We start from the raw sequence: 17,926 nt of genomic DNA, 5'->3' as shown, positions 1-17,926 counted from the left end.
CCATGGTCGTTTCTATAGCCCGGCCTTCACCGGCCGGCAAAAGGTTTGCACTCCATGCCCATGAATGAGTTGATCGAAACCATCGTCGAAGCACCGGAGTTCGAGCCCGGCCATGTCTGGCTGGCAGGCTCCGGCCCCGGTCATCCGCGCTATCTGACGCTGGAAGTCGCCGATGCGCTGCAAAAGGCCGACGTGATCGTGCATGACGCGCTGGTCTCGGACGCCGTCCTCGCGTTGGCGCAGACAAGCGACATGATCTTCGTCGGCAAGCGCGGCGGCAAGCCTTCGGTGGCGCAGGACGATATCACCGCGAGGCTGATCGAACTCGCAAGATCCGGCAAACGCGTGCTGCGTCTGAAGGGCGGCGACCCGTTTATCTTCGGCCGCGGCGGCGAAGAGGCCGAAGCGCTGGTGAAGGCCGATATCCCCTTCCGGATTCTGCCCGGCATGACCTCTGCCCTTGCCGCACTCGCCTGTGCCAACATTCCGGCGACGATGCGCGGCATCAGCCGCTCGATCACGCTGGCAACCGGACATGCCGCCGGCACGCCTGGCGATCTCGACTGGAAAGCTTTGGCGAAGACGGGCGAGCCCATCGTCGTCTATATGGGTGTGAGCACGATCGGCACGATCGCGCGGCTGCTGATGGAGGGCGGATTGGCAGGCGATACGCCCGTCGCGGTTCTGATGGCGGCAACCACACCCTTGGAGCGCTCGATGACTGCGACGCTTGCGACCGTTGAAGCAGAAGTGCAGCGCCAGGATTTCCAGGCGCCGGCGCTGATCGTGATCGGCCGGATCGTCGATATGCAGGCGGTCCTTTCGGGACCTGCACCATGACGGCCCGCGCCCTGATCATCGGTGCACCGCGGTCGGGCTCCGGCAAGACCAGCGTCACCATCGGCCTTTTGCGTGCCTTCCAGCGGCGGGGCATCAAGGTGCGCGGCATCAAGACCGGGCCTGATTATATCGATCCCGGTTTCCACGAAGCGGCAACCCGCCTGCCCGGGCTCAATCTCGACAGCTGGGCCATGGCCCCCGATCTTCTGCGGCATCTGGCCCGCGGCCAGGCAGAGGATGCGGACCTTATCCTGATCGAAAGCGCCATGGGTCTTTTCGACGGCATTCTGGGCGAACCCGGTCGCTCAGGTGCCGCGTCCGATCTCGCCCGCCTGTTCGGCCTGCCGGTTCTGCTGGTGCTCGACGTATCAGGACAGAGCCAGACGGCCGCAGCCGTCGCCTGCGGTTTCATGCATTATGATCCGACGGTGAAGATGGCAGCCTGCGTGCTCAACCGGGCCGGAAGTGAGCGCCACCGAAAACTCTCGGGCGACGCCATCTCCGCAATCGGGCTTCCGGTTGTCGGCACGATTTTGCGCGACCCCACGCTGACGCTGCCCGAGCGCCATCTCGGCCTCGTGCAGGCAAGCGAACATCCGCAGATGGACGCGCATATCGATCGGCTGGCCGATGCGATGGAACAGTCGCTGGATCTCGACGCGATTTTCGAGGCAGCACGTCCGTTCGATATCCCATCCGGTACGACCGAAAAGGCATTGCCTCCGCCGGGACAGCGGATCGCTCTCGCCGAAGACGCCGCCTTTACCTTTCTCTACCCGCATATCAAGCGGGAATGGCAGGCGATGGGGGCAGAGATCATCCGCTTCTCGCCGCTTGCCGACGAGGCACCGCCTGCCGACTGCGACGTCTGCTGGCTGCCGGGCGGTTATCCCGAACTGCACGCGGGGCGGCTTGCAGCGGCTGACACGTTCAAGACGGGGCTGAAGACCTTCTCGCAGACCAAGCCGGTTCACGGCGAATGCGGTGGTTACATGGTGCTTGGCGAAAGGCTGGAGGATGCCGACGGCGTCAGCCACACCATGACCGGCCTGCTTTCCCATTCCACGAGCTTTTCCAAGCGTAAGATGAACCTTGGCTACCGCCAGGCGCGCCTGATGAGAGAAAGTGCCATTGGTAAAATAGGCGACGTGGTGCGGGGCCACGAATTCCATTATGCTCGAGTGATCGAAGCCGGAACCGACCAACCTCTCGCTATGATTGCAGATGGTCGAGGCGACGAAATAGGTCCGTCGGGCGGTTTCCGGGGAAGGGTGACCGGCACGTTTTTCCATGCGATAGCGCGCGATTAGCAGGATTTGCATCCCTTTCGACAGGCGCCTAATTTTCGCAACCCATGGGGGGTTGCTAAATGTGTCGCATCGAAGGCACTTAATGTCGTAGCGAAGGCTCACCCACGCGGCAACGCGACCGTAATCTCCATCACGCCTCAACGGGCCTTCGATCGCTAAGCAGACTATTTCCCGAGGCATAGAGCTCGCACGATAAGAGCCGGGGACTGCATCAGAAAGGAAGTTATGTCGGCCGCAACCGAACCATTTCCCACGATCGACGGAATAATGCGCAAACCGCTGTGGAAGAGGAAACCCGGCGAGACAGCGCAGATAGAGAACGCAGAAAACTGCATCGAATAAAAGGGAACAGGGAAATGAACGATATTACGAAATACCTCGCTGGCCGTGTCACGACAGGTGGCATGAACCGCCGCGAATTCATGGGCCGCGCCATGGCAGCGGGCGTGACACTGGCTGCAGCAAGCCAGCTTTACGCAACCAGCGCCTCTGCGCAGGCCCCCAAGAAGGGCGGCAACCTAAAGCTCGGCCTCGAGGGCGGCGCAGCCACCGACAGCATCGATCCCGCCAAGGCGACCTCGCAGGTGATGTTCACCGCGGTCCGCACCTGGGGCGACACGCTGGTCGAAACCCATCCTGAAACCCGCGCGCCGGTTCCATCGCTTGCCGAATCCTGGTCGCCATCACCCGACGCCAAGACCTGGACCTTCAAGATCCGCAAGGGCGTGCAGTTCCACGACGGCAAGGAGATGACCACGGACGACGTGGTCGCGACCCTGAAGCGCCACAGCGATAGCAAGACCGAATCCGGTGCAGCCGGCGTTCTGAAATCCATCAAGTCGATCGAAAACAAGAGCGGCGATCTGGTCGTGACGCTGGATAGCGGCAATGCCGACCTTCCCGCGATCTTCACCGACTACCATCTCGTCATCCAGCCGAACGGCGGCGTCGACGCGCCGAACGCCGGCATCGGCACCGGTGCCTACAAGGTGAAGAGCTTCGAGCCTGGCGTTCGCATGACGTTCGAGAAGAACACCAGCGACTGGCGTTCCGACCGCGGTTATGTCGAGACGGTCGAAATCATCACCATGAACGACGCGACTGCCCGTATCGCAGCCTTGTCGTCCGGGCAGGTGCAGTTCATCAACCGCGTCGATCCGAAGACCGTGCCGCTTCTGACCCGCGCCCCAACCGTGCAGCTTCTGACCACGTCCGGCGGCGGCCACTACGTTTTCATCATGCATTGCGACAAGGCGCCGTTCGACAACAACGATCTGCGCATGGCCCTGAAACTGTCCATCGACCGCGAGGAAATGGTCAAGCGCATCCTCGGCGGCTACGGCAAGGTCGGCAACGACTTCCCGATCAACGACACCTATGCGCTCTTCCCCGAGGGCATCGAGCAACGCTCCTACGATCCGGACAAGGCGAAGTTCCACTTCAAGAAGTCAGGCCATAGCGGCTCGGTGCTTCTGCGCACGTCGGAAGTCGCCTTCCCGGGCGCTGTCGATGCGTCGGTTCTCTTCCAGCAGAGCGCGAAGAAGGCCGGTATCGACATCGAGATCAAGCGCGAGCCGGGTGACGGCTACTGGTCGAACGTCTGGAACGTGCAGCCGTTCTCGGCCTCCTACTGGGGCAGCCGCGCCACGCAGGACCAGTTCTATTCCGGCGCCTATCTGTCTTCCGCCGACTGGAACGACACCCGCTTCAAGAACGAGAAGTTCGACAAGCTGCTGATCACCGCCCGCGGCGAACTGGATGAAGCCAAACGCCGTGAAATGTACCGCGAGATGGCGGTGCTGGTGCGCGATGAAGGCGGCACGATCCTGCCGATGTTCAACGACTTCGTGAATGCGGCGTCGAAGAAGCTTCAGGGTTACGTCAAGGACATCGGCAACGACATGTCGAACGGCTATGTCGCGACCCGCGTCTGGCTCGACGCCTGATACCCGACAGGGGCTGTAGAGCCCCGCCGATGAATATGGACCGCAGGAAAACCTGCGGTCTGAACCCTTCATTTCGGATACGGGATCGCGCCACATGTCCAATTCCACAGAGGCTGGCGGCTCGCCGGCCCGCAGCTTGAGAGAGCGCTTTCCGCTGCTGAGCATTATCGCCCAGCGCATGGTGCTTTCGCTGATCCTGCTTCTGGCAGTGTCGGCCCTGATTTTCGGCGGCGTCGAAGCGCTGCCCGGCGATTTCGCCTCCACCTATCTCGGCCAGTCGGCAACACCGGAAGCTGTCGCCAACATCACCGCCGAACTCGGCCTCGACCGGCCCCTTGTCACCCGCTATTTCGACTGGCTGGGCGGCGTGCTGCAGGGCGATTTCGGCACGTCCTGGGCAAGCCGCAATTCGGTCTCGGAACAGGTCGGCAACCGGTTGGGCAATTCGCTTTTCCTCGCGGCCTTTGCGGCCGTCATCGCCGTGCCGCTGGCGATCTGTCTCGGCATGCTGTCGGTGCATTTCCGGGATCGCATTCCCGACAAGATCATCAACGTGATCTCGCTCGCGGCCATCTCGCTTCCGGAATTCTTCGTCGGCTACCTGCTGATCCTCTATTTCGCCGTCAATTTCGGCATCGCCACCTTCCCGGCGACCGTCTATCAGGGCATGGGCTTTCTGGAGCGCCTCCAGACGATCGCCCTGCCCACAGCGACGCTCGTTCTCGTCGTGCTCGCCCACATGATGCGGATGACGCGGGCGGCAATCCTCTCCGTCATGTCCTCGGCCTATATGGAAACCGCCGAGCTCAAGGGCCTGTCCGGCTGGCGCGCGATCGTCAAGCATGCGGCACCCAATGCGCTCGCCCCGATCATCAACGTCGTGGCGCTGAACCTCGCCTATCTCGTCGTTGGCGTCGTCGTGGTCGAGGTCGTGTTCGTCTATCCCGGCATGGGCCAGTACATGGTCGATGCGGTAACGGTGCGCGACATGCCGGTCGTCCAGGCCTGCGGCCTCATCTTTGCAGCCGTCTACATCCTCCTCAACATGGTGGCGGATATTCTTGCGATCATCGCCAACCCCCGTCTGAGGCATCCACGATGAGATTGAGAGAAATCCCCATCACCGCCTGGGTCGGCCTGTTCGGCATCGCGCTCGCTGTTTTCTGCGCCCTGTTCGCGCCCTGGATTTCCCCTTACGGCGAGACCGAAGTCGTCGGCAATGTCTGGCAGGAGGCCGATGCGCAATTCTTCTTCGGCCTCGACAATCTCGGCCGCGATATCCTGTCGCGCCTGATCTTCGGTGCGCGCACGACGCTGATTGTCGCTTTGGCGGCAACCGTGATTTCCTTTTCGCTCGGGATCATCCTGAGCTTTACCGCCGCCGTTTCAGGTGGCCTCGTCGATACGGTGTTTTCCCGCTTCAACGACCTGATGATGTCGATCCCGACGCTGATCTTTGCGCTCGTGGTGCTGGCCGTGCTGCCGCAACACCTGATCGTGCTCATCCTGGTGATGGCGATCCTCGATTCCACCCGCGTCTACCGGCTTGGCCGGGCCGTGGCGCTGGATGTGGCCGTGATGGAATTCGTGGAAGCGGCAAAACTGCGCGGCGAAGGCAAGATCTGGATCATCTTTCGGGAAATCCTGCCCAACACGCTGTCGCCGCTCCTGGCCGAGTTCGGCCTGCGTTTCGCCTTTGCGATCCTGTTTCTCTCCACCCTCTCCTTCCTCGGCCTCGGCATCCAGCCGCCGACGGCCGACTGGGGCGGCATGGTGAAGGACAACAAGGACGGCATCATCTTCGGTATTCCCGCAGCGCTTGTGCCTGGAACGGCGATTGCGGCTCTCGCCGTCTGCGTCAACCTTGTGGTCGACTGGCTCCTGAAGCGAACCTCCAGCCTGAAGGGAGGCCGCGGCGATGCGTGAAGCTTCATCCCATCTCCTGTCCGTCCGTAACCTCAAGATCGAGGCGACAAGCTATCCGCCCGGCGAGCAGCCAAAGCGGATCACCATTGTCGACGACGTCTCCTTCGATCTCGCCAAGGGCAAGGTTTTAGGCCTGATCGGCGAATCCGGTGCCGGCAAGTCAACGATCGGGCTCGCGGCGCTCGGCTACGGCCGCGGCGGCGCCGAAATCACCGGCGGCGAAGTGAAACTTGACGGCACCGACATCCTGCAACTGGGGAAGAGTGGCATCCGCAAGCTGCGCGGCGCCCGCGTCTGCTATGTCGCGCAATCGGCAGCTGCCGCATTCAACCCCGCCCACAAGCTCGGCGACCAGGTTATCGAGGCGACTGTCAAGCATCGCCTGATGAGCAAGGAAGATGCTCGCGAGCGCGCTCTCTACCTGTTCCAGGTTCTCGGTCTGCCGAACCCCGAAACTTTCGGCGATCGCTTTCCGCACCAGGTTTCCGGCGGCCAGTTGCAACGCGCCATGACGGCCATGGCGCTTTGCTCCAAACCCGACCTGATCGTGTTCGACGAACCGACGACCGCGCTCGACGTGACGACCCAGATCGACGTTCTCGCGGCGATCAAGCACGCGATCGAGGAAACCGATACGGCAGCGCTCTACATCACCCACGATCTGGCCGTCGTCGCGCAGATCTCCGACGACATCATGGTGCTGCGCCACGGCAAGATGGTCGAATACGGTCCCGTGCAGGAGATCATCGAGGCACCGAGACAGGATTACACCCGTGCGCTGGTCAATGTGCGCCAGGCAGCCCGCGAGGAGGCAGTTGACCAGACCGAAGCGGTTCTCAGGGTCGATCATGTCAGCGCCCAGTATTCGAACGGGTTCAAGGTGCTGCACGATGTTTCCCTGCATCTGTGCAAGGGCCAGACGCTTGCGGTCGTCGGCGAATCCGGCTCGGGTAAGTCGACGCTGGCGCGCGTCATCACCGGCCTGTTGGCGCCTAGCAGCGGCGCGATCACCTTCGAGGGCCGGCCGCTGACGCCGTTGCTGAAAAGCCGGCCGAGAGACGACCTGCGCCGCATCCAGCTGATCTACCAGATGGCCGATACGGCCATGAACCCGCGCCAGACGGTGCGCGACATCATCGGCCGTCCGCTGACCTTCTATGACGGCCTGCGTGGCTCGGCCAAGACCGCACGCGTCAAGGAACTGCTCGACCAGATCGAGATGGGCACCGGCTTTATCGATCGCTATCCGGCTGAGCTTTCCGGCGGCCAGAAGCAGCGCGTGGCAATTGCCCGCGCCCTTGCCGCAAGGCCCGAGCTCATCTTGTGCGACGAACCCACATCGGCGCTCGATCCGCTGGTGGCGGAAGGGATCCTGAAGCTGCTGATGAAGCTGCAGGAAGAACAGCAGCTGTCTTATCTGTTCATCACCCATGACATCGCAATCGTGAAGGCAATCGCCGACTCGGTCGCCGTCATGCATCGCGGCAAACTCGTCCGCTTCGGCCCGAAATCTAAAGCGCTGTCGCCGCCGTTCGACGACTATACCGACCTTCTCCTCAAATCCGTGCCCGAAATGCAGCTGGGATGGCTGGAAAAGGTGCTTGCAACGCGGCGGATGGAAAGTGCAGGAAATTGAAGATCGATATTTGAAAGCGCATGACCATGACTGACCGTTCCTTCACCGTCATCGAAAACCAGTGGATAAGGCTGAAGGACGGTACCCGTCTTGCCGCCCGCATCTGGATGCCTGACAATGCCGACGCAGATCCGGTGCCGGCGGTGTTCGAATTTCTGCCCTATCGCAAGCGGGATGGAACCAGCCCGCGCGACGAATCCACCTATCCGGTATTTGCGGCAGCTGGCATTGCCGGTATTCGCGTCGACATCCGCGGCTCCGGCGAATCCGACGGCGTCATCGACGGTGAATATACCGAGCTGGAGCTTGCCAATGCCTGCGAGCTGATCAACTGGATCGCAGAACAGCCCTGGTCGAACGGCAGCGTCGGCATGATGGGCATTTCCTGGGGCGGCTTCAACTGCCTGCAGGTGGCAGCGCTTCGACCACCGGCGCTCAAGGCCGTGATCTCGATCGCCTCGACCACCGACCGCTACAATGACGACATCCATTACAAGAATGGCTGCCACCTGTCGGCCCAGCTTTCCTGGGCAGCCACCATGCTCGCCTACCAGTCACGCTCGCCCGATCCCGACATCGTCGGCGATCGATGGCTCGAAATGTGGATGGAGCGGCTGGAAAACGAACCCTTCTTCCTGGAGGAATGGCTTTCCCACCAGCGCCGCGACGGGTTCTGGAAACACGGCTCCATCTGCGAAGATTATGCGGCTATCGAAATTCCGACTCTCGTCATTGCCGGCTGGGCAGACGGGTATCGCAACACGCCGCTGCTCGCCGTCGAAGGGCTCGGCGACAAGGCGAAGGCGCTGATCGGCCCCTGGGTGCACAAATATCCCCATTTCGCCTGGCCGAAACCGCGCGCCGATTTCCACGGCGAGGCGATCGCCTTCTGGAACCGCTGGCTGCGGGGCGAGGAGAACGGCATCGAGACCCTTCCTCAGGTTCGAGCCTATATCCTCGACGGCCCGAAGCCGGCAGTCCGGCGCGATGTTGATCCGGGCTTCTGGGTCTCCAAGGAGCGCTGGAGCGCCCCGGAAAGCGAATGCTTCTACGTCGACCAGTTCGGTACGCTGCTGGAAGGGATGCCGATCCCGCATGCGCCGGCCCACGAGATCTATCTGAAGTCACCGCTCGACACCGGAACTGCGGCCGGCGAGTGGTTTACCCTGAAACCTGATGCCGAACTTGCCGGCGACCAGCGCAGCGACGATGCCGGATCGTTGGTCTTCCAGACACCGCCGCTTGACGAGGCCAAAACCTTTCTCGGACGCCCGAGCATCACATTGACGCTGCGCGCCGATGCCGAGCTCGCCAATCTCTGCGCCCGGATCGTCGATATTCATCCCGACGGCACCGCGACACGCGTTTCCTTCGGCGTGATCAACCTCGCCCATCGCGATGGCAACGAGGATCCACAACCGCTTATTCCCGGCCAGCCGGTCGAGATCCGTCTTGATCTTGATACATGCGGCTACCAGTTCGGCGAGGGCCACCGAATCCGGCTATCGCTTTCGACAGCCTACTGGCCGATGATCCTGCCGCCGCCGTTAGATCCGGGCCTGACGATCGATATCGCTTCGCTCGGCCTTGCCATGCCGCTTCTCGGCGATCACGAGACATTCGAGATGAAGCAGCCGGCAAACCCGGATCTGCTGCCGAAATATATCGAGCACGCGCCGCCCTCCACACGTCGCACCGTCACTCGTGACCTCAGTGCCAACCAGACGCGCTACGAGGTGGCCGAAGACACCGGCCTGTTCGAACATCCCGGCACCGGCCTCTCCACGCGGCAGTTGCGCGAGGAGGCTTGGTCGATCGACCCGACCGATCCGCTGTCGATGACGGGCACTTCGGTCTGGACCTGCGACATGAAGCGCGACCGATGGTCCGTCCGTACTGTCTCGTCAGCAAAACTCGCCTGCACGGCGACCGACTGGCTGATCAGCGCTTCCGTCCTCGCCTATGACGGCGAAAAGAAGATCTTTGGAAAGACGTTCGAGAAGGCCATTCCCCGCGATCGCATGTAAGCGTCGCCCGCCGTGGCTGGCGGCCTACGTCGATGTGATTTGACGCTGGGCCGGTATCCCTGAGACAGTCATCACGAACAGGAGGAGTTCTCATGGCAGTCTTCGCAGATCGTCTGGCGGCGGCAATGTTTTGCGCCGTCGTGATGGCGTTCCCGGCATCGGCGCTGCGTGCGGAGGAGGCCGCCGTTGCCATTCCGGCGCCGGCGATCGATGAAGCCGCGAAGGGCGACGTCGAGAAAGCTATCTTCGCCGGCGGCTGCTTCTGGGGCGTTCAGGGCGTTTTCCAGCATGTGAAGGGCGTCAGCAACGCCGTTTCCGGCTATTCCGGCGGCGACCAGAAAGCCGCGACCTATGAGACGGTCAGCTCGGGCAGATCGGGCCATGCGGAGGCCGTCGAGATCACCTTCGATCCGAAGCAGGTAAGCTACGGCAAACTGCTGCAGATCTTCTTTTCCGTCGCCCACAATCCGACCCAGCTGAACTACCAGGGTCCTGACCGCGGCCCGCAGTACCGATCCGCGATCTTCACCACGAGCGACGAGCAGAAGAAGGTGGCCGAGGCCTATATCGCCCAGCTTGATGCGACGAAACTCTATCCAGCCGCTATCGTCACGAAAATCTCCAGGCTTTCCGCCTTTTATCCGGCCGAGAAGTATCACCAGGACTTTCTGACGCTGAACCCCAGCTATCCCTATATCGTCTATAACGACATGCCGAAGATCGATAATCTGAAGGCGATCTTCCCGACTGCCTTCCGCGCCGATCCGGTTCTGGTGTCCAAGGCTAAGAGCTAGGTCAGTCGCTAACTGCCATCCGCCGCACAGCCTCGCAAAGCGCCTCGAAACCGCTGCGCGCGCCAGCACTCATGTGGCGGGCACGCAGCCAGGCATGCACCATCTGCGGCTCCTCGCGGAACGTCGCCTCGACGCCCGCCTCTCGCAACCGTCGCGCATAGAGTTCGCCATCGTCTCGCAATGGATCGAAATGCGCAACGGTGATATAGGCCGGCGGCAGGCCGGATAGGTCGCGGGCCAGAAGCGGATGCGCGACGGGTTCAATTTCTGGCGCCTTGAGGACTGCCCGGTAATAAGCGACATCGGCCGTGGTAAGCCCCGGCGCATAGGCCATCTCACGGTAAGAGCCAGACACAAGATCGCCGCCAAGTGCTGGATAGATCAGTACCTGGCCGGCAATCCCCGAAAGTCTTTCGTCCCGCGCCCGTAACGCAAGCCCCGCCGCAAGATTGCCGCCGGCGCTGTCGCCGATCAGCACGACCTTTCGGCCCTCCCCTAAAAGCTGCTTCATCACACCGAAACAATCGTCCGTCTGGGCCGGCCAGACATGTTCGGGCGTAAGCCGGTAATCGACCGAGACCAGTTCCGCCTGGGCAAAATCGGCAATCTCGGCGCAGATCGCGTGGTGGCTATCCAGCGACCCGACCACGAAGCCGCCGCCATGCATATAGAGTAGAACGGTTTCGGTGCTAAGCGTCGCGGGACGGTAACGCCGGATCGGCACGACCAGAATTTCGTCCTGAAACGTCAGATCTTGCGGCAGCGGCTGGTCGAAGCGGGCGCAGAGCGCGTCGTACCAGCCACGCTGCTGGTCGATCGGCGCATCCACGGCGTCGGCGGGATAAAAGCGATCGCAGATATCGAGAAATTCAAGGATTCCCGGCTCTTCCGGAAACGGGCCGGACTTCTGGTCGCTCTCTGACATCGGCAAGGCACTCCCAAGGAATGCGGGATACTATGCGCAACCGTCGACACAGGGCAACAACGGCAGTGCGATCACCCACCTACTCGGCGCTGATTTTCGCCTTGACGAACACGTCGTAGCGGGTGCTTTTCCCCAATATCTGATGGGACGGTTTGCGCACGCCCGCCATCGGCTCGGCGCGCAACGGCCACTTCAGCACGACCCGGTTTTGGGCCGCCTCCAGCGCGACCTGCATGAGCTGCACCGAATCCGCATCGGTCCCGACGATATCCCGGATCAGCCGCATCTCTTTCTTGACGAGAGCCGTTTTGTCGCGTGGCGGATGCATGGGATCGATCAGGATCACCTGCGGCTTCATCTGCGGCAGCAGAACGCAGGAATCCCCATGCACCAGCGTCATCCGGGACACGGTTTCCGCATGACGCCCGCCTTCGGCCCTCGCCCGTTCGAGCCCTTCCAGAAGCAGCGCATGCATCGTTTCGGATCGCTCGATCAGCGTGACGCGCGCGCCGAGCGATGCCAGCAGAAACGCATCGCGGCCAAGACCCGCCGTCGCATCGACAACATCAGGGATCGTGCCGCTCGAAAACCCGACGGCCTTCGGCAGGTCCTGTTTGCGGCCCTCGCCGGAGCGGAAACGGTGGCCGACCGCGCCGCCGACAAAATCGACGATCAGCGGCGTTTTCTCGAGGTTTTGTGCCAATGTCCGATCTCAGAAGGGAGTTGGTGCGGTGAACGTGACGTCCGAACCGGCAGGATGACGGAAGCTTAGTTCTTCGGCATGGAGAAGCAAACGGTTCGCGGCCAGAAGCGCATCGCCATCCGCATAGAACTCGTCCCCGAGAATAACGTGGCCCAGCGCTTTCATATGAACACGCAGCTGATGGGTGCGGCCCGTCAGCGGAAACAATCGCAGCCGCGTCCTGTTCTCGCCGTATCCCATCACCTGCCAACGCGTCTGGGCCGGCTTGCCATGGTCAGGATCGACGCGGTGGCGCGGCTTGTTGTCAGGATCGATCGCCAACGGCAGGTCGACCAAGCCTTCCGCCTGCTCGAGCCTTCCCCAGACCTCGGCCACATAGGATTTTCGCGTGGTGCGACCTTCGAACTGCGCTGCGACAAGCGCATGTGCACGGCGGTTGAGCGACAGCACCACGACACCGGATGTATCCTTGTCCAGACGGTGCACGATCAGCGCTTGCGGATAGTCTTTCTGGACCCGCGTCAGGAGACTGTCCGAGAGCGCCGGATGCCGCCCGGGCACCGAAAGCAGGCCGCTCGGCTTGTTGAACACAAGCAGATGCGCATCGCGATGCAGCAGCGAAAGATAGGGATCCTGCGGCGGGTTATAGATCGGAGCGGCATCTGAAAGCGCGTTCATGGCGACCCTCTACCAATGATTTCCTCGGCGTGAAAGACCCACAACAGCGCTCGGCAGCAGGCCGGTGGCGAAAACCGGGCTGAAACACTTGCAAATCCCGGTCCGGTTCTGAACTGTCGCTCCCGACACCTCACGCAAGACCGCATCGACATCCCCATGGCTACAAAGACGACCCTCAACGCGAAGAACCTGGAAGCGCTCGGCACGCAACGGCTTGCCGAGTTGCTGATCGAGATCAGCATGGGCAGCGCTGCAAACAAGCGCCGACTGCGCATGGAACTGGCCGGCAGCCACAGCAGCGAAGAAGTGGCGCGCGAAGTTCGCAAGCGGCTCGGGAGCATAGCGCGCGCCCGAACCTTCATCAGCTGGAGACGGGTAAAATCGACGAAGGCCGACCTCGAAACCCAGCGCAAGACGATCGTCGAGACCGTGGCGCCGGACGATCCAGGCGAAGGCTTCGAGCTGATCTGGCAGTTCCTTTCCCTCGGTGAGCCGATTTTCGAAAGAACGGACGATGCGAGCGGCGTGCTTCTTGCGAGTTTCCATCAGGCCTGCAGCGATGCCGGCGTCATCGCCAGCGCTTCGGGCATCGACCCCGATATTCTTGCCAACAGGGTTCTGGCGGCGGTTCAGAACAATGGCCACGGACAATTCGACCCGTTCATTTCGGCCATGGCCCCGGCCCTCGGCACTCAAGGCCTCGACCGCCTGAAATCGCTGCTTGTGCAGTGGTTGAACGAGCCCGACGAGAGCGCCCGGGAAAGCATCGGCACCACCTCACCGAGGCACGACCGGCATGATGAGACGACAGTGCGTACCGCGCTTCAGGCGATCGCCGATGCCACGGGTGATGTGGATGCCTACATTGCCGAGCAGGCCGAGGAAACCCGCCGGATACCGGCAATCGCTGCCGAAATCGCCCGCCGGCTCCTCTCCGCAGGGCGCGCCGATGAAGCGCTGCAGGCACTCGATGGCGCCGAGATAACCGGTTCGCCCGACCGCGAGATGGAGTGGCAGCTTGCCCGCGCCGAGACGCTGGAAACCCTGGGACGCACCGAGGAAGCCCAGGCCGATCGCTGGCGATGGTTCGAACAGTCGCTCAGCGACATTCACCTGCGCGCATTCTTGAAACGCCTGCCGGATTTCGACGATATGGACGCCGAGGAAAGGGCGTTTGCCCATGCCCGGACATTCCCCGATGTTCACCAGGCGCTCGCCTTCTTCCTGCGCTGGCCGGCACTCGGCAAGGCGGCGAAACTGGTGATTAACAGGCCGACAGAACTGAATGGCGATCTCTACGAGTTGATGACATCAGCTGCCGAGATGCTCGCACCCCATCATCCGCTCGCCGCAACCCTGATCCTGCGCAGCATGATCGACTTCTCGCTCGATCATGGAAAAGCCAGCCGCTACAAGCACGCAGCCCGGCACCTCGGCACAGCCCAAGCCCTCGCGCCCCATATCCTCGATCCCGGCACGCTCATATCCCACGCGGCCTATGTCGCAGCGCTAAAGCGCCTGCACGCAAACAAGCGTGGCTTCTGGAACCATGTGGCGTGAGGACTTGGTAGCGTTAGGCAAATCTGCCTTGTCCGGCACCCAATATGGCGCCGGACAAGGGTAGCGGGCTGCACTCGGCCGGCGTGATCACGCGGCTTTCGTCAGGTCTCCATGAGGATCCAGCACGTATTTGACCGCAGCCCCCTGGTCGAAGCTTTCATAGCCTTGCGCCGCTTCATCAAGCGAAATGATCTTGGCGTTGACGATGTCGGCGATCGGCAGTCGGTCGTGAAGGATGGCTTGCATGAGCTGACGATTGTATTTCAGCACCGGCGTCTGGCCCGTGTGGAAGGACTGGGCCTTCGCCCAGCCGAGACCCAGCCGAAGCGACAGACTGCCCTTTTTGGCGGCGTCATCCACCGCACCGGGATCTTCCGTCACATAGAGGCCGGGAATACCGATCGAGCCCGCCGCGCGGGTGATCTCCATCATCTGGTTCAAGACGATAGCCGGCTGTTCGCCACCCGAATGTCCGCGGGCTTCGAAACCGACAGCATCGATGGCGCTATCGACCTCGTCTGTCCCAACCACCTCGGCGATCATGTCCCCGAGCCGGTCGCTTTTCGACAGATCGATCGGCTCGAAGCCGACCTTTGCGGCGTGGGCAAGACGATCCTTGTTGAAGTCTCCGATCATCACGACCGCTGCACCGAGAATGCGCGCTGACGCCGCAGCCGCAAGACCGACCGGACCGGCGCCCGCGACATAGACCGTCGACCCGACCCCGACGCCTGCCTTGACCGCCCCATGAAAACCAGTCGGCAGGATATCCGACAGCATCGTCAGATCGCGGACCTTCGACATCGCCCGGTCGCGATCCGGGAATTTCAAAAGATTGAAATCGGCATAGGGAACAGTGACATAACGCGCCTGGCCGCCGATCCAGCCGCCCATATCGACATAACCATAGGCGCCGCCCGCGCGCGACGGATTGACGGTGAGGCAGACGCCCGTATCCTGCGACTTGCAGCAGCGGCAGCGGCCACAGGCGACGTTGAAGGGCACGGAAACGATATCACCGATCTCAAGCATCTCGACATCGACGCCCTTTTCGATGACCTCGCCGGTAATTTCGTGGCCAAGCACGAGACCCGGCAAGGCCGTCGTGCGCCCGCGCACCATATGCTGGTCTGACCCGCAGATATTGGTGGAAATCACTTTCAGGATAACGCCATGCTCGATCCGGCGTCCATCCGGCGCCTCAAGCTTGGCGTCGTCGATATCCCTCACCTCGACCTTGCCCGGCCGCAAATACACGACACCTCTGTTCCTGCTCATGCCCATTCCTCCTCTGGGTTAGACGGAAAGCCAATGCTGCTCGCCGGCAGTTCGCTAGAAGCGGCACTTCCGCCGCATTCCCTGATCTCTTCCTCCTCGAAAAGATCAGGCGAGCAAAACAATGTACCTCAACCCCAGCAGCAGACCACCATCATTCCCATTCGACTGCCGCGACAACGACATGCGGAGATGCAATGGCGACGAGTGGCGATTTGGCGAGGAAGACTTCCGAAATGCGCAAAGGTCACAGCGCCCGAAGAACAGACAAGACGTCATTCAGGAACGCCGCTCCGACGTGGAAACGCTGTGACTGCGTTAAGGCAGATGGAGGTGTGTTGGGCGGGCTAGTGACCTGGCGCGAAGTGTCAAAAATCACTATGCATTTTCTATATTCTAGTCCTGCTCCCCGTCTCGAATCCCTATGCGTATCCGATCCATAAAGACGGAGACCCACGCCAACCTGCGCCTGGGCATCGACCCGAAAAAGGTGCGACATGATGTTCGACTACAGATTGTTCGGAGCTTCGACGATCCTTTTCGAGGCTTGTCTTGCCCACATGCAGTGGTGTCAGGAGCGGCTTCAGTGCGTTTCGTGATGTTCGCGCGCTTTGTTCGCAACGCCGTCTTTCCCCGCCGGAACGCAAGGATGGCATGTTGTGGCTCCAACGTTATCTTCGGAATTGTTTGCGCACTTGGCTCGGTCATGTTCGTGGCGAAGGTCATCACCAACATTGCATCCGTCAACTGAAATGTCGGAAACAACAGGGCAAGCCCGTCGTGCTGCGTCATCGTGTTGGGCACGATGACGCAGCACGACTTCCGAACAAGGGCAAACCCCGCAGCTGGTGGTGCAGCTCGTTCAGAGACGAACCAGGCTTCGGAATTTAACGGAGGAGAGAAAATGTTGGTCCACGATTTTCTCCTGGCGGAGAACGTCTTCGTTGGGTTGAGTTCATCGTCAAAACAACACCTCCTGCGGCAGATATCTGAGAAGGCTGGCGAAGCGACCTCGGTTCCTTACCGTATAATCGCCAAAGCACTATCCGACCGCGAGGTCCTGGGCTCTACGGGTATCGGGGGCGGTGTGGCCCTTCCGCATGCTGCAGTCGCTGGACTGGAATCCGTATTTTGCCTTGTGGTTCTTCTGGCGCACCCGATCGACTTCGAGGCCGTGGACGGCGAGCCCGTCGACATCGTCATTCTGCTTCTGACACCCGCTTCCGCACGGACGGAAGCCCTCAATGTCCTGTCATGCGTCGCCAGGCGCTTTAGAGAGGGCGACGCTGTTCGAGGGCTACGGGCGGCCAGGACCGGTGACCAGGTTTATGCAATCCTGACAGCGTGACGCCATCCTTGCACACGGAAAGCTGACGAGTTCGTCCGACCCATCGACATCTGGAAGATCGGCGATCAGTTCGACGTCGGTCTCGTCTCAACGGGAAATCACCATGACGTTCTTTCGGGGGCCAGGGCCTTTTTCTATCACAGCGATGCTGACGCCGTTCTTAGCCACCAGCGTCGATATCGCAGTCTTCGAGGCTGAAGTCCGCCACCAAGTCGCGGCGGGAATCGACGGTATCGTCGTCCACGATGTCATCGGGGAGAGCTGCGCGCTTGAGCAGAGGGAACAGGACCTGCTTTTGAGAACGGCCGTCCGCTGTGCGGATAGCCAACTGACTGTCATCGCCGCGACAGGATCGAACTGTACGGCGAAGACGATTGAACGTTCGCTGAGGGCGCAGGAACTGGGGGCAAAGGCCTTGCTGCTGACGGTGCCCTATTACACGAAGCCAACCCTGAAAGGCGTAGTCGATCATTTCCGGCAGATCGACGCTGCGGTCCGGCTTCCCATCATGATCGACGACGATCCGTCAAGGACGGCGCGAGATTTCGGGGAAGAGATGCTTGTCGAGCTTGCTGACCTCGCTCAGGTCGTCGGTATTTGCCACGGCCCCGCACGTCTTGCCCACTTCGCCAATATCAGGGCCTCGTTGCGCAACCGGTTCAAGCACTTGTCCCGGGACGACCACTCCCTGTCTTCCTTCCTCGCACTTGGTGGATCGGGCGTGATATCTGCGCTGAACAACATCCGCCCAGCACCGGTAACGTCACCGAACTGGTCCGTTGATGCAAGGTCCACACCGCAACTGGATACGTGTGATGTCGCGGGGCTGAAGGTTGCCGTCTCGTTGGATCGCCCCTTTCCCACCGACGTTCGGTTGCCGTTGATGCCGCTCGAGCGGGACGAAGAAATCGTCCTTCGCACCGTATGCGCGGAGTTCTTGAGGAGCGACCGTTGACCA

The 17,926-nt window shown here is 61.5% G+C and carries 15 protein-coding genes; 11 read left to right on the top strand and 4 right to left on the bottom strand.

The features are described 5' to 3' along the window. Positions 1–54 precede the first annotated feature (54 nt). The 8 genes from cobA (at position 55) to msrA (ending at position 10,479) form a co-directional block, all read left to right on the top strand. Complete coding sequence (gene cobA / locus ACQY1L_RS15530; RefSeq protein WP_430241636.1) at positions 55–840, top strand: uroporphyrinogen-III C-methyltransferase; 786 nt, start codon at positions 55–57, stop codon at positions 838–840. Beyond that, on the top strand, positions 837–2,150 hold the full coding sequence (locus ACQY1L_RS15525; protein ID WP_430241634.1) for a cobyrinate a,c-diamide synthase: 1,314 nt from the start codon (positions 837–839) through the stop codon (positions 2,148–2,150). Before cobA ends, ACQY1L_RS15525 begins: the two co-directional genes overlap by 4 nt. Before the next feature lie 356 nt (positions 2,151–2,506). After that, positions 2,507–4,096, top strand: a complete 1,590-nt coding sequence (locus ACQY1L_RS15520; protein ID WP_062463547.1) for an ABC transporter substrate-binding protein — start codon at positions 2,507–2,509, stop codon at positions 4,094–4,096. A gap of 94 nt (positions 4,097–4,190) precedes the next feature. Further along, positions 4,191–5,198, top strand: coding sequence for an ABC transporter permease (locus tag ACQY1L_RS15515; protein ID WP_062576949.1), 1,008 nt, complete (start codon positions 4,191–4,193; stop codon positions 5,196–5,198). Next, positions 5,195–6,022, top strand: coding sequence for an ABC transporter permease (locus tag ACQY1L_RS15510; protein ID WP_113165455.1), 828 nt, complete (start codon positions 5,195–5,197; stop codon positions 6,020–6,022). Before ACQY1L_RS15515 ends, ACQY1L_RS15510 begins: the two co-directional genes overlap by 4 nt. Beyond that, a complete protein-coding gene (locus ACQY1L_RS15505) occupies positions 6,015–7,658 on the top strand; it encodes an ABC transporter ATP-binding protein (protein ID WP_430241631.1) in 1,644 nt (547 codons plus the stop codon). The genes ACQY1L_RS15510 and ACQY1L_RS15505 overlap by 8 nt, the downstream gene beginning before the upstream one ends. 20 nt (positions 7,659–7,678) lie before the next feature. Beyond that, complete coding sequence (locus tag ACQY1L_RS15500) at positions 7,679–9,685, top strand: CocE/NonD family hydrolase (RefSeq protein WP_430241629.1); 2,007 nt, start codon at positions 7,679–7,681, stop codon at positions 9,683–9,685. A gap of 92 nt (positions 9,686–9,777) precedes the next feature. Further along, positions 9,778–10,479, top strand: a complete 702-nt coding sequence (gene msrA / locus ACQY1L_RS15495) for a peptide-methionine (S)-S-oxide reductase MsrA (RefSeq protein ID WP_430241627.1) — start codon at positions 9,778–9,780, stop codon at positions 10,477–10,479. 1 nt (position 10,480) lies between these two features. Here the strand turns inward: msrA and ACQY1L_RS15490 are convergent, their stop codons facing one another. From ACQY1L_RS15490 to ACQY1L_RS15480, 3 genes are all read right to left on the bottom strand, one after another. Then, entirely contained in the window at positions 10,481–11,404 is a 924-nt protein-coding gene (locus tag ACQY1L_RS15490; RefSeq protein ID WP_430241625.1) for an alpha/beta hydrolase, read from the bottom strand. A gap of 79 nt (positions 11,405–11,483) precedes the next feature. Further along, positions 11,484–12,107 (bottom strand): class I SAM-dependent methyltransferase, encoded by a 624-nt coding sequence (locus tag ACQY1L_RS15485; protein WP_113165451.1) that lies wholly within the window; start codon positions 12,105–12,107, stop codon positions 11,484–11,486. A 9-nt stretch (positions 12,108–12,116) separates the two neighbouring features. After that, positions 12,117–12,785, bottom strand: a complete 669-nt coding sequence (locus tag ACQY1L_RS15480) for a pseudouridine synthase (RefSeq protein WP_430241623.1) — start codon at positions 12,783–12,785, stop codon at positions 12,117–12,119. 156 nt (positions 12,786–12,941) lie between these two features. Here ACQY1L_RS15480 and ACQY1L_RS15475 point away from each other — a divergent pair, with 156 nt between their 5' ends. Then, a complete protein-coding gene (locus tag ACQY1L_RS15475) occupies positions 12,942–14,345 on the top strand; it encodes a DUF6880 family protein (RefSeq protein WP_430241621.1) in 1,404 nt (467 codons plus the stop codon). Between the two features lie 87 nt (positions 14,346–14,432). Here the strand turns inward: ACQY1L_RS15475 and fdhA are convergent, their stop codons facing one another. Then, complete coding sequence (gene fdhA, locus ACQY1L_RS15470) at positions 14,433–15,623, bottom strand: formaldehyde dehydrogenase, glutathione-independent (RefSeq protein WP_062463529.1); 1,191 nt, start codon at positions 15,621–15,623, stop codon at positions 14,433–14,435. A gap of 901 nt (positions 15,624–16,524) precedes the next feature. Here fdhA and ACQY1L_RS15465 point away from each other — a divergent pair. Both ACQY1L_RS15465 and ACQY1L_RS15460 read left to right on the top strand, forming a co-directional pair. Then, positions 16,525–16,968, top strand: a complete 444-nt coding sequence (locus ACQY1L_RS15465; protein WP_062576960.1) for a PTS sugar transporter subunit IIA — start codon at positions 16,525–16,527, stop codon at positions 16,966–16,968. A 103-nt stretch (positions 16,969–17,071) separates the two neighbouring features. Beyond that, positions 17,072–17,923: a dihydrodipicolinate synthase family protein gene (locus ACQY1L_RS15460; protein ID WP_430241619.1), complete on the top strand. Its 852-nt coding sequence runs from the start codon at positions 17,072–17,074 to the stop codon at positions 17,921–17,923. Positions 17,924–17,926 lie beyond the last annotated feature (3 nt).

This window comes from Neorhizobium sp. DAR64862/K0K3, assembly GCF_050500185.1.
GTDB classification, from domain to species: Bacteria; Pseudomonadota; Alphaproteobacteria; order Rhizobiales; family Rhizobiaceae; genus Neorhizobium; species Neorhizobium soli.
The sequence above is the reverse complement of the archived record's forward strand: the minus strand, read 5'-3'. Positions and strand labels throughout refer to the sequence as shown.